Below are 14092 nucleotides of genomic sequence, written 5' to 3' on the forward strand. Positions count from 1 at the left end.
AAACAGAAAAAGAGAGGGATTACATGAACTTAATTACTTTAGAAAACGTAAGTAAAAGCTATAGCGAAAAAGTGCTTTTGGAAAATATTTCATTAGGGATTAATGAAGGAGAAAAAATTGGAATAATAGGTGTTAATGGAACTGGTAAATCAACATTATTGAAGATTATAGCTGGAACTGAATTTGTTGATAATGGGACTATAACTAAAAAGAATAATATAATTATTGAGTTTCTATCTCAGAATCCTGACTTTGATATGAATGCTACAGTTATTGAACAAGTATTCAGAGGTAACTCAAGAGAGATGCAGGTGTTGAGGCAGTATGAAGGGCTATTGAACAAAAAAGACCTGAGTCAAGAAGAAAATAATAAAATGATTAAGCTCCAAGATCAAATAAATAGCCTTAATTTATGGGATATGGAAGCAGAAGCAAAGAGTATTTTGACAAGATTAGATATTAATGATTTTAACCAGAAGGTAGGAGAATTATCTGGTGGGCAGAGGAAGAGAATAGCCTTAGCAACAGCATTAATAACTCCATGCGAGTTGTTAATATTGGACGAGCCTACCAACCATATGGATAGTGATATAATTGCTTGGATGGAAGAATATCTTAATAGAAGAAAAGGTGCTGTATTGATGATTACCCATGATAGGTATTTCCTTGATAGAGTGACCAACAGGATAATTGAAGTTGATAAGGGTAACCTGTATTCATATGATGGTAATTATAGTATTTTCTTAGAAAAGAAAGCAGATCGAGAAGAACTTGAAGTATCAGCTCAACGTAAGAGGGATAACCTTTTCAGAAGAGAGCTTGCATGGATTAAAAGAGGTGCAAAGGCAAGATCTACAAAACAAAAAGCTAGGATAGATAGGTTTGATAAGCTTAAGGAAGATATGGTTGATATTAAACAAGATAAGCTTGAATTTTCTTCTTTGAGTTCAAGATTGGGTAAGAAAATTATAGAAATAGAAAATATATCAAAGAGTTATGATAACAAATTACTCATTAAAGATTTTAGTTACAGGATTTTGAAAGACGACAGAATTGGTATTGTTGGAGAAAATGGAATAGGTAAATCAACCCTAATGAAGATGATTAATAGCGAGATTGAAGCGGATCAAGGTACTATTTCTATTGGTGATACTGTGAAGATTGGTATGTTCAGTCAAGAAACTTTTCATATGGATGATAATATGAGAGTTATTGATTTTGTTAAAGAAATTGCAGAATTTCTTCCTCTTGCTAATGGCGAGAAAATTTCAGCATCGAAGATGTTAGAAAGATTTTTATTCCAACCAGATATTCAATATAATTTTATAGGAAAACTCTCAGGAGGAGAAAAAAGACGTCTTCATTTATTAAGGGTTCTTATGGGAGCGCCAAATGTATTGTTGCTAGATGAGCCTACAAATGATTTGGATACTACAACATTATCAATTCTAGAAGATTTTATTGAAGAATTTAATGGGCCAGTAATAACAGTATCCCATGATAGATATTTCTTAGATAGAATATGCAATAATATTTTTGCTTATGAAGGCGAAGGAAATATTGAAAGATATAATGGAAATTACTCAGACTATCTTGAGATAATCAAGCAATTTAAAGATAATAATAAAGAAAAAGTTGCTAGTTCAAAAAAGAATATAAATAGTTGTAACTCAGAAGTAAAAAAAGAAGATATACAAAATACTCATATAAGAAAAAAGACAGTTAAATTCTCATTTAATGAAAAACGAGAATATGAACAAATTGACATGGTTATTGAAGACTTAGAAAAGAAACTTTCAGATATAGAAAATGAATTAAGGAAAGAAACAAGTGATTATGTCAAAATAAATGAACTCCTTAAGCAAAAAGAGGAAACAGAAGAATTATTAATGGAAAAGATGGAGAGATGGGAATACTTAAATGAAATAGCTGAACAGATTAATAGCTAGTTTAAGTCTTTGTTTTTAATAAGAGATAGGTAAAGAGATAGGGACAGTTCTCAATATTTAGTGATTTAAATAGTATATAATTTTAATATGAAACTTGATGAGTTGAGTTAATATCTGATGATATTAACTCAATTTTTTTATAAAAATAATTACAAAGGAAAAGAATAATTTTACATATTATGGAAAAGATAAAGATATGAAGATAGAGGGGGAATTGTTATGCCAAGAGGAGCTAGAATAAAAGATGAAAAGTTTATTTATCATATAATGTGTAGAAGCATAAGTGAAGTAAAGTTATTTAGAAAAGATGAGGATAAAGATAGATACTTAAAAATTATAAAGAAATATCAACAAAAGTTCATGTTTAAAGTTTATGATTATTGTTTAATGGGGAATCATGTTCATTTAATTATAGATTCTAATGGTGCAGATATTTCGAAAATAATGCATAGCATTAATCTTTCCTATGTATTATTTTATAATAAAAGATATAAAAGACACGGACATTTGTTTCAAGAGAGATTTAAGAGTAAAGTTATTGTAGATAATAGATATTTAAAGACCCTTTCAAAGTATATACATCAAAACCCAATGGAATATAAGAAATATAAAGAATGTCCAGAAGAGTATCCGTATTCAGCTCTTGGAGTTTATATGGGGTTAAGAAAGGATGAGTATGAAATTCTTGAGGAGAAGTACGTTCTTAGTTTTTATGGAAAAACTTTAGATGAAGCTAGAAAAAATCATATCAATTGTGTAAGAGGATATGAAGGTGAAGAAGACTCTAAAATTCAGAGAGAGTTTGAAGTGGAAAATATGGAATTAGGTGAGTATAGGAGCGGAAGAACAATACTCCCTAGAATTAAGACAAAAGAAGAAATAATTAACTTCATAACTAGATTAACTAATTCAAAAAAAGAAGATATTTACTTGAAATATAATAGAAAAGCAACTAAAACAAGAGCTTTAGTTATTTTCTTTATGAGATGTTTTTGTAATCATAAATATATAGATATATGTGAAGCAATAGGTAATATTAGTCTTTCAAGAATCTCAGAATTATGTTCTAAGGGAGTAAAAATAATAAATGAGGAAGAGAGATATTCTTCTTTGATAAGTGAATTTTTAAATGCTTAATAAGTTATATTTAAGAATGATGGTATGGTATAAATTTATAGTATAGTCATTAGTAATACAGGGACAGTTCTCAATAATTTAAACTTTTATTCTTATTGAGGAATACTAATAAAATTATGTGAATTAAAAAAGGGGCGAAAATATTGCATAGAGCATAATATAATATATAAATTCTTGAGAACTGTCCCTAGTTTTAAAAGATTACGAAGGTTGACAAGAATATAAAATTACTATATTATTACATATAAGATTAGAATTTAAAATAACACTAAAAGGTTAACTTAAAATAACCTAATTAAATTTGAGAGGTATTTTATGAGTAGATTGCTGGTTAGATAGTTTAAAATTTAATTAAATAAATCTTTAAAAGGGGTATAGTATACCTCTGTTAGTTGAGGATTTATTTAACACTATCTATAAAGTATATGTCTATTTAAGATATCTCAAGATACAAAGATTGTATTAATAGTACCATTTCAAGTTTTATATAAATAATAGTATGAAGTTATTTGATAAAATAATGCTGTAAAGAGAATTTATTATAGTAAAGCATTATGGGATTATTTATATATTTGAATTATTAATAATCAATCTTTATAAATATTTCTAAAACTGATAAACGATATAAAATATATTGATAATAGGTTTTAGAAATAACTAAAAGAGATAATTCTTCAAGTCACAGACATGTCTGTGGCTTTTTTATATATAAAAATATATGTACTAAATATTCTAATCTTAGGACAGTACTTTATAGGAAATTTTAAAAGTTATTCATGTAAAACTTAAACAAAATTTAATGAGTTAATAAATTGCTTATAAAGGAGAAAGAACGTTGAATATAAATACATTTAATACATTAGGATATAATGATTTAAAGGAAATAATAAAAGGATACTGTATTAGTGGGTTAGGAAAGCAATTAATTGATAAAATGCTTCCTTCCAGTAATCTAACTGTTATAGAGAAAAAGCTAAAAGAGACTAGTGAGGCAAGAAAAATATTAGATGACTCAAAGCATATTCCATTAGAAGGAATATATGATATTAGAGTATTAGTGGAGAAAGTTGAAAAAGGTGGATTATTAGAGGCTGATGAAGTTACTCATATTGGTGATTTTTTAAGGGGGTGCAGGAAAATAAAGAGGTTTATGCTGCAACAAGAATCATATGCTCCAATTTTAAGTGAGTATGCATACTCTATGAGCGAATTAAGCAATATTGAAGAAGAGATTAATAGAATAATAAAAAATAATAAAGTAGATTCATCAGCAAGTAAGGAACTAGGGAAAATTAGAAGAAATATAGATGCTACTGAAGGTAAGATTAAAGAGAAGTTAAACAAAATGTTATCATCATCGCACTATTCTAAGTATATACAAGAATTTTTTGTAAGTATGAGAAATGGAAGATACGTTATCCCTATAAAAGCTAATTATAAAAATAAAGTAGAGGGTAATATAATTGACAGTTCATCAAAAGGAACTACTGTATTCATTGAACCAGCAGCAGTAAATAAGTTAAATAGTGAGCTTAGTACTTTGAAATATGCTGAGAAGGCAGAGGAATATCAAATATTAGCATATCTTACTGGAATAATATATGAAGGGTTAAGAGAAATAAAAATTAATATTGAGTTAATTTCTGAATATGATATGATTTCAGCTAAGGCGAAATATAGTCAAAAAATTGATGGAATTGAACCTATAATTAATACTAGAGGATATATAAAAATCGTCAATGGAATCCATCCATTATTAGAAGGTGACACCGTACCTTTAAATTTTGAAGTTGGAGATAAGTACAGAAGTCTTATAATAACAGGGCCTAATGCAGGTGGGAAAACTGTGGCATTAAAGACTATCGGTATACTTACATTAGCAATGCAATCAGGAATTCATGTTAGAGCAAAGAATGGAACAGAACTGTCTGTATTTGATGATATATTTGTAGATATTGGAGATAACCAGAGTATAAAAAATGCATTGAGTACTTTTTCCTCTCATATGAAGAATATTTCTGATATACTTGATCATGCTAATAATTCTTCTTTGATTCTATTTGATGAAATAGGTACAGGTACTGAGCCGAATGAGGGTACAGGATTGGCCATAGCTATCCTTGAAGAATTATATTATTATGGGGCAATAACAGTTGCAACTACTCATTATGCAGATATAAAGCGTTATGCATATGAACATCCAGAGTTTCGAAATGCTCATATGAAATTTAATCCAGATACTTTAGAGCCACTGTATAAAATGGTTATTGGAGAAGGTGGAGAAAGTAATGCACTATGGATATCTAAGAAGGTTGGGGTAAAGGAATCAGTATTAAAAAGAGCTAAGGGGTATATAGATGATAAAAAATATGAATACAACTTAGTAAAAAGAAGTAAATTAAGAAATGATCAGGTTTCTATGGCTATTTCAAAAAAAGCATCAATAGAGTATGAATATAGAATTGGTGATCAAGTTATATTGCTTGAAAAAGGACAGAAAGCTATAGTTTATCAAGAAAGAGATCAGTTGAATAATATAGTAGTTTTAATTGGAGATGAATATAAGGAAATCAATATTAAAAGAGTTAAGTTAAATATAAAGCGAGAAGAACTTTATCCAGAGGGATATGACTATAATACATTATTTACTGCATACAAAGATAGGAAACTTGAACATGATCTTAAAAGAGGGTCTAAAAAAGCACTTAAAAAAATACAAAAAGAGATTAGAAAAAATAGGAATTTAAATGAGTAATATAAGCCAGTACCTTAATTATATAGGTGCTGGCTTTAAATTTACTAAAAAAGGGGACAGTTCTCAAGTTTTTATTCATAATAAAAACTTGAGAACTGTCCCTTTTTTTCTTTAAAAACTATTTAATTGAATCATATAAATTCATCATAAAGAATATGAAGCCTAATCCTAAAATAGCATGTCCTAATCCTGACATATGAGCAAGTACAAATTCTTTACCAATAACCTCAGATACTCCTCTTATTAACATAGAAATAATAAGAAGAATTAAACCTAAATTATATGTTACTAGGAAGGTCTTATTGTATTTATGTGTAGATGTGAGAAATAGTTTTTCTAAAATCATAACTATAATAAAAAATACGAAACCTAATATTAGTACATGAGAATGAAGAGTATTCAAAACAGTTTTACCGGTAAAGCCTTTAAATTTAGTAAATTCTCTAAAGAAAACGCCACTGGATAAACCTAATATTAAATAAAATACAGATAAATAATAAAACTTTTTAATTGATTTCATAATAACTCTCCTTTAATTAAATATGTATAAAATTATATTTAAAATAATTCGTAAAAATTGCCGTTATAATAATTATTAATTAATAATAGTTATTATAACATGCTATTAGATAATTTACAATAACTAACAATAATTAAAGTTGACCAATTTAGTTGGGTTTGCTAAAATCAGTTATAAAGGATAATTATTTTTAAATAGTTGCAATAATTAAAGTATTAAATATTCAGAAAATAACAAGTTGCTATATTATATCCTGTTAGATTATGTGAGGAGAAAGAGTGCTAATGACTCCAATACAATTAAATTTAAAAATATGACAATAAAATGTCATATTACAGGTATTACAATCTAAAAAGAAAGTGTCCAAGCACCATATGAAAAAAACGTATTTTTTTTATTAAATTTATAAAAATAACAAGCATGTATTTAAGAGATAATAAATATTTAAAAATAGAAATGCATATGGATTAATAATAGAATAAAATTTTATAAATGAATTTCCTAAAAAATATTAATAAAGGTAAGGAGGAAGATTAATAAAATGAAAAGAAAAATGAATAAATTAAAGAAAAGCCTTATGATATTAGGGATGGTATCGCTGGCTTTAACTAGTCTTGTTGGGTGTGGAAAAGGTAATAACTCTGAAAAAAACAAGAGTACTCTTGAAAAAGAAACGATTATAGTTGGAATGGAGTTAAAGTATCCTCCATTTGAAACAAAAAATGAAAAAGGTGACCCAGAAGGAGCAAGTGTTATGCTTGCTAAGGCATTTGGTGAATATTCAGGTAAAGAAATCAAAATAGTAGATGTACCATACCCAAGTTTAATCACTTCATTAGAAACTGGAAAGATAGATATGATTATTTCATCAATGACTATAACTCCTGCAAGAGAAGAACGTGTTGATTTTTCAAATCCATATACAACAAGTCAACTTATGATGTTAGTTCACAAAGATTCAAAAGTTCAATCAGCAGATGACTTGAATAATTCTGATGTGGTAATCGCTTCAAAAACAGGAACAATAGGTGCTCTGTGGGCTAAAGAGAATGCTCCTAATGCAACAATTAAGAATGTTAATGAAGAAGCAAGTGCTGTGCTTGAGGTTGCACAAGGTAAAGCAGATGTATTTATATATGATCCTCTATCAGTAATAAGGCATCATGAGAATTATCCAGATACTACCAGAACTGTCCTAGAACCATTACCAAACACAAAAGGATGGGGTGTAGCAGTTAGAAAAGGTGAATCAGAATTAATAGATAAGCTTAATGAATTTATTAAGAATGCAAAAGAAGATGGAACTTACGATGAAATAAGAGAAAAATATTTAAAAGACAAGATGAAAGAGTTTGAGGAATATGGTATAGACTTTTTCTTCTAGAAAGAGGCATTAGTATGAAAAAAACATTACATTTTGTGATTGCAGTTGTAGTATATATAGCTTTCTTCAGGTTTGTTTTATACAGAGCAGTTGGAAATAGACTTGAATTTAACTCATATATGGATTACTCACAGTTAATATTGAAGGGATGGATTGCTACAATTTTAATAAGTATATCAGCATTGTTATTAAGTTTAATAGTAGGTTTGTTGTTATACATTATGAGTAATTCTAAAATACTTTTCTTAAGATATATTGCTGAATTTCACAAAACTATAATATTTGGAGTTCCTTTGTTAGTTATTATCATGGCGGCATATTACTATATAGGATATGCATTTAATATTGATAATAAATTTATAGTAGGGGTGATTACATTATCATTATATACAGGGGCATATATTGCAGATATTTATAGAGGTGCTATAGAATCTGTTCATGTTAGACAATGGCAAGCTGCTAAGATGTTTGGATTCAATAAATATCAAACATATAGATATATAATATTTCCACAAGTAATAATGTCTATATTACCACCTTTAACAGGGCAATTAGCACTTTTAATAAAAGGAAGTGCATTATTATCATACATGGCATTTGATGAGTTTTTCAATGTAATTGAGACTACTCAAGCGTCAACATTTGCTTATGCTGAAGGGTTTATAATTTTAGCAGTAGGATATCTAATAATGACAGTTCCGTTGCTATTTGTTATAAGATTGCTTGAAAAAAGGTTTAATTATAGAGGTGCGTAAATATGGAGTTAAGAGTTAATAAAGTATTAAAAAAATATGCTGGAAATATAGTTTTAGATGAAATAAGTTTAATCCTGAGTGAAGTTAATGTGGTAGCTATTATTGGACCAAGCGGAGGTGGAAAATCTACATTTTTAAGATTGCTTGCTGGCCTTGAGGAATGTGATGATGGGAAGATTATGATTAATGAACATGACTTATCTAAAGACGACTTAGATAGCTATAGAAAGAAAGTAGGATACGTATTTCAAGATAACAATCTATTTCCTCATTTGACTGTATTCAAGAATATTAGCTTAGTACTTGAAAAAGTACATGATAGACCAGAGAAGGCTAATAAGGATTTGATTGAAGGATTATTAAAGCAATATGGGTTATTAGAACATAAAGATAAATATCCTCATCAAATTAGTGGAGGACAAGCACAAAGGGCATCTATAGTAAGAGCTTTGGCTATAAATCCTGAAATACTTCTTTTAGATGAGCCAACTAGTGCACTTGATCCAGCTTTAACTTATGAAGTTCTTCAATCAATTAAAAAGCTTAAGGACAACAATAAGGATTTTATAATTGTTACACATGAAATAGGATTTGCTAAGCATATTGCAGATCACATAGTATATATAGATAATCAAAAAATAATTGAGCATGGAAGTGTGGATATATTGAATAACCCAAAAACTGAAGAACTTAAAAAATTTCTTGATAAAGTTTTGAGCTATGAATAAAAATAATATGTAGATTAATTATATTAGCAAATATTAAAAAGCACGTGCAAGCGTGCTTTTGTTGTAGTTTATAAATTTATTGAAATTGTAAGAAATTATTAATATTTATATATAACAGAAATAATGTATAATTAAATTTAGGACAAGACTTATAGAAACTAAGGAGGAATTAGATGGAGAGATTTGGAGGGGAAAAAAAGAAAATATTAAACTCAATGTTTTTAATTGTTTTTGGTATTTTGTTTTATTTAATGGTAGGACAAGAGGAAAACTTACATTGGATTTTTAAAATTTTTCAACCTATAATTTTAGCTTTTTCCATTGCATATGTAATGGAACCTGTTGTTAAGGTTCTATGCAATAGGTTTAAGTTAAAAAGAGGAATTAGTGTATTAATAATTTTACTTGCATTAATAGGACTTATAGTTATTTCTATATCATTTATTATACCTACACTAGTTAGGAGTATAAAGGATTTAGTTAATTTAATAAGTATTGAACAGTTAAATAATATAGTTAATGAAATAGTAGCCGCGATAGGTATGGATCAATCTTCTGAGGTATTTAAACAATTAAGTAATATGCTTGGGAGTTTTGTGAATAAATTTGGAGAAACAATAACTATTCTTCTACAGAATTCATTGGGTGCAGCACTACAGGTTACATCCGGGATATTTAATCTTATTGTAAGTCTTTGTATTGCTATATATATGTTATTAGATAAAGATGATCTTTTAGCAAGAATAAAGAGATTGATGTATGCATTTAACAAGAAAGAAAGTGTAGATGAAGCTTTATCAGTAGGGAAGCGTGCTAATGAAATATTTATAAGATTCTTCATTGGAAAGATAATAGATTCTGTGATTATAGGAATTATTTGTTTCGTAGTTATGTTTATCTGTAAAATTCCATACTCACCATTATTGTCAATAATTATAGGTATAACAAATATGATTCCTTATTTTGGGCCATTTATAGGGGGAGTTCCAGCGGTACTTATCGTATTGTTTGTAAGCCCAATGAAGGCGCTTGTGGCTGGAATAATAATTATTATATTGCAGCAGTTTGATGGATTATATTTAGGGCCTAAAATACTTGGAGATAAAGTAGGAGTAGGAGCTTTTTGGATTATTGTATCAGTAACAGTAGGTGGAGCAATTATGGGAGTTTGGGGGATGTTATTAGGTGTTCCTATAACAGTATTATTTAAAACTCTTATAGAAGAATCGGTTCAGAGGAAGCTTGATGAGAAAGGTTTAGGAGATATAGAAAAAGATAAATTAAAGGAAGCATAATAAATGAAAGGCACGCATTTCACAGCGTGCCTTTTTTATATAATCTTATTTATCCTAAATTGCGAAGGAGATAAGCCTGTTATCTGTTTAAATGATTTATTAAAATTAGAGGCATTATTATACCCACATATGTATGCGATTTCTAGAATGGGAAGAGTCGTTGATACAAGCAGTGTAGAAGCTTTATGAATTCTATATCTATTCAAATAATCTATAGGGGAAATTCCGTTAAGCTTTTTGAAAAATCTAGAGAAGTAAGAGGGATTCATAAATACTAATTTTGATAAATCCTCAAGCTTTATTGGATTCATATAATTATTTTCAATAAAGGTAAGTACTTTTTCAATGTTTGTAATATCGGTAGTTCTGAAAGAGCAATAGCTTGTATCCTCTTCTCCTGCATATCTAATCAATAACACTAATATATTCAATAGTTTTACTTTTACCATAAGATCATAACCCAGGTGTTTATTTGCAAATTCATCTTCTAATTCTATCATGAGAGAAGAAATTTTATTATTATAATAGCTACCGGAAGGAAGCTTATTTCCTTTTATACTATTATTATAAAAGACACTTAAATATTTATAATTGAATACATCATTTGGAGTAGACCAAATAAACCTAGGTTCAAAATGTATTACCATATTAATTAACTTAGCATCTCCTGTAACTTTTAAACCATGACGCTGAATATTATTAAAGATAAATATATCCCCTTTATCAACGGGAATTATTTTACCGTCTACAACATATTCACCATGTCCATCTTTAATTAAAGAGATTTCCATTTCATTATGAATATGTCCTGAAGTTTCATCAAAATCACAGTCTAGGTAATAATTTTCGCATTCTATAAGTGTTTTATCATTCATATTTATAGTGTGAAGCATGGCTTTTCCTCCGAATAAATAACAGATTTATTAACTAAAGTATAGAAGCAATACTTGTTTTATTCAAGTAAAAATAGTTGTACTTTTAGAAAAGATAGTTGAAGATATTTTGTAGTAGTGATTGATACAATATAGACATATTAAATGTGGGGTGTGTTGGTATGAAAGAATTTAAAGAGTGTTTAAAAGTACCTATGGAGCCTAAGGCTCATGAAGAAGCATTTGTTTACGGAAAAGATGTAAGATTTACTGTTATAACATCAAGATTGATTAGGATGGAATATAGCAAAAATAATAAATTTAGAGATGAGGCAACAAAGACATTTTGGTTTAGAAAGCAGGAAGTTCCTAAATTTACTTATGAAAATAATGATGATAAGTTGGTAATTGAAACAGAACATTTAAGGTTGGATTATACTCCTAATATACTAGGATTTACTCATAATTCTTTAAAGATTTTAGTAAAAGACAATGGTTTCCTATGGAATTATGGTATGGATAGTTGGCCAAATTTAAGAGGGACATTGCGTACTCTTGATGATGTAGATGGAGAAACTCACATTGGCCCTGGTCTTATGTCTAGAGAGGGGTGGGCTACAGTTGATGATAGTGATAGCTTTACTTTTGATAGAGATGGATGGTTTGTAGAAGAGTTAAGGGAAGCTGGAAGTTATGAAGATATTTATTTCTTTGGATATGGAACTAAATATAAAGAATGTTTGAAGGATTTCATTAAGCTAAGCGGAAAAGTTCCTATGTTACCAAGATGGGTTTTGGGAAATTGGTGGAGTAGATATTGGGAATATAATGATGAGGAATTATTAGGACTAATGAATAAATTTAAAGATGAGAAGATTCCTCTTTCAGTATGTATTGTTGACATGGATTGGCATATTACAGATGTACCTAGAGAAAAAAACGGTGGATGGACAGGGTATACATGGAATAAAGAGTTATTTAAGGAGCCAAAATCATTCATTAGGGAACTGCATGATTTAGGATTGAAAACAGCTTTGAATTTACACCCTGCAGATGGTGTAAGGCCACATGAAGAAATGTATTCTGAAATGGCGAAGTTCATGGGAGTAAATGAGGAAAAAGGAGACACGGTTTTCTTTGATATTACTAATAAGAAGTTTGCTCAAGGGTATTTGAAATATCTTCATCATCCTCATGAAAAAGACGGTGTTGATTTTTGGTGGATGGATTGGCAGCAGGGAAAGAAGACAAAATGGTCACATTTAGATCCTTTGTTTATTTTAAATCATCTTCATTTTGCAGATGCAGCAAAAGAGGAAAGCAAGAGACCGTTTATTTTCTCAAGATGGGGAGGATTAGGGAATCACAGGTATCCAATTGGATTCTCAGGAGATACAGTTATATCATGGGAAAGCTTATCTTTCCAACCATATGTAACTTCAACAGCGGCTAATGTGGGGTATGGTTGGTGGAGTCATGACATAGGTGGTCATATGAACGGAATAGCTGATGGAGAGTTGTATACGAGATGGGTTCAATATGGTGTATTCAGCCCTATAATGAGGCTTCATAGTACAAAACAGACATTTGCAGATAGACATCCATGGGGATATACAAAAGAGGTACTTGATATAACAGCTTATGTTATGAGATTAAGGCATAGGTTAATACCATATATTTATACTTTATCATGGAAAAATCACGAAGAAGATATTCCTCCATTTTTACCACTTTATTATGAATATCCTAATGAAGATGAAGCATATAAGTGGAAGGATGAATATTACTTTGGAGAAGGGGTAATAGCAGCGCCTTTTGTAAACCCTAAAGATGATGTAACTCAATTAACACGTAAAGTTATATGGCTTCCAGAAGGTGAATGGTATGATTTCTTTAGTGGAGAGTATTATGAAGGAAATAGACATTATGCTCTTTATGGAAAGTTAGATGAAATTCCTATATTCGCAAAATCAGGTACTATAATTCCACTGGGTGAAGAAGTAGATTGGGATGGTGTAGATAATCCATCTACAATTGAATTAAATATCTATCCAGGTGATAAAGGAGAATTTGAATTATTTGAGGATGATGGCGTTTCTCAAGGGTATAAAAACAATAAATATGCATTAACTAGAATTACCCAGGAAAAGAAAGATGATTATATTTCGATTAAAATCTTTAAGTCAAAGGGTGAATCAGAGTATATTCCTGAAGATAGAGGATATGTTTTAAATATAAAAGCTTTCAACAAACCATCAGAAATAGTAGTAATTAAAGGAGATATACAGGAAGAGGTGCAATACAAGTATAATGATAATTCTATTATCACAGATAAGATAGAAGTTAGACCTAATGAAGAAGTTGAAATTATCATAAAAGAATATAATTCTATTTTGAAAAATAGAAATCAAATAGAAAAGGTTGAAAAGCTTATTAAAGCATGCAAACTTAGAAGTGATAAAAAAGAATGGTTATGGCAAAGAAGAGAAGAGATAATTAAAGATATTAGTATATTGAGGGAGATAGATTTGCACAATAGTATAGTTGTAGCCTTATGTGAAATTATAAATGATAAACCTGTTTTTAATATGCAATAATAAAAAATTCACGTTAAATATAAAGCACATTCAAAAGGATGTGCTTTAATCTTATTATAATTAGATAATTGAAAAGTAAAGCAAAAATTAATAATAGTTA

10 protein-coding genes are annotated in these 14092 nt (G+C 28.9%); 8 read left to right on the top strand and 2 right to left on the bottom strand.

The features are described from left to right. Nucleotides 1-23 precede the first annotated feature (23 nt). The 3 genes from OW730_RS03445 (at nucleotide 24) to OW730_RS03455 (ending at nucleotide 5841) form a co-directional block, all read left to right on the top strand. Complete coding sequence (locus OW730_RS03445) at nucleotides 24-1949, top strand: ABC-F family ATP-binding cassette domain-containing protein (RefSeq protein ID WP_271227701.1); 1926 nt, start codon at nucleotides 24-26, stop codon at nucleotides 1947-1949. A 219-nt stretch (nucleotides 1950-2168) separates the two neighbouring features. Beyond that, nucleotides 2169-3086: a transposase gene (locus tag OW730_RS03450; RefSeq protein ID WP_271227702.1), complete on the top strand. Its 918-nt coding sequence runs from the start codon at nucleotides 2169-2171 to the stop codon at nucleotides 3084-3086. Nucleotides 3087-3921: 835 nt separating this feature from the next. After that, on the top strand, nucleotides 3922-5841 hold the full coding sequence (locus OW730_RS03455; RefSeq protein ID WP_271227703.1) for an endonuclease MutS2: 1920 nt from the start codon (nucleotides 3922-3924) through the stop codon (nucleotides 5839-5841). Between the two features lie 118 nt (nucleotides 5842-5959). Here the strand turns inward: OW730_RS03455 and OW730_RS03460 are convergent, their stop codons facing one another. Next, entirely contained in the window at nucleotides 5960-6361 is a 402-nt protein-coding gene (locus OW730_RS03460) for a DUF2871 family protein (protein WP_271227704.1), read from the bottom strand. 541 nt (nucleotides 6362-6902) lie between these two features. On the opposite strand from OW730_RS03460, the gene OW730_RS03465 reads away from it, so the two are divergent. The 4 genes from OW730_RS03465 to OW730_RS03480 all read left to right on the top strand — a co-directional run bounded on the left by OW730_RS03465 (nucleotide 6903) and on the right by OW730_RS03480 (nucleotide 10523). Next, nucleotides 6903-7745 carry a transporter substrate-binding domain-containing protein gene (locus OW730_RS03465; protein ID WP_271227705.1) on the top strand — a complete coding sequence of 281 codons (843 nt, stop codon included), beginning with the start codon at nucleotides 6903-6905 and terminating at the stop codon, nucleotides 7743-7745. 14 nt (nucleotides 7746-7759) lie between these two features. After that, nucleotides 7760-8500, top strand: a complete 741-nt coding sequence (locus tag OW730_RS03470; RefSeq protein WP_271227706.1) for an amino acid ABC transporter permease — start codon at nucleotides 7760-7762, stop codon at nucleotides 8498-8500. Between the two features lie 2 nt (nucleotides 8501-8502). Next, a complete protein-coding gene (locus tag OW730_RS03475; RefSeq protein ID WP_271227707.1) occupies nucleotides 8503-9228 on the top strand; it encodes an amino acid ABC transporter ATP-binding protein in 726 nt (241 codons plus the stop codon). Nucleotides 9229-9401: 173 nt separating this feature from the next. Beyond that, complete coding sequence (locus OW730_RS03480) at nucleotides 9402-10523, top strand: AI-2E family transporter (RefSeq protein ID WP_271227708.1); 1122 nt, start codon at nucleotides 9402-9404, stop codon at nucleotides 10521-10523. 35 nt (nucleotides 10524-10558) lie between these two features. Here OW730_RS03480 and OW730_RS03485 read toward each other — a convergent pair whose 3' ends face one another. Beyond that, nucleotides 10559-11416 (bottom strand): AraC family transcriptional regulator, encoded by an 858-nt coding sequence (locus tag OW730_RS03485; RefSeq protein ID WP_271227709.1) that lies wholly within the window; start codon nucleotides 11414-11416, stop codon nucleotides 10559-10561. A gap of 161 nt (nucleotides 11417-11577) precedes the next feature. Between OW730_RS03485 and OW730_RS03490 the strand changes: the two genes are divergently transcribed. After that, nucleotides 11578-13992 carry a glycoside hydrolase family 31 protein gene (locus tag OW730_RS03490; RefSeq protein WP_271227710.1) on the top strand — a complete coding sequence of 805 codons (2415 nt, stop codon included), beginning with the start codon at nucleotides 11578-11580 and terminating at the stop codon, nucleotides 13990-13992. Nucleotides 13993-14092: the final 100 nt, after the last annotated feature.

The sequence above is a fragment of the Oceanirhabdus sp. W0125-5 genome (genome assembly GCF_027938815.1).
In the GTDB taxonomy this organism is placed as follows: Bacteria; Bacillota; Clostridia; order Clostridiales; family Clostridiaceae; genus Oceanirhabdus.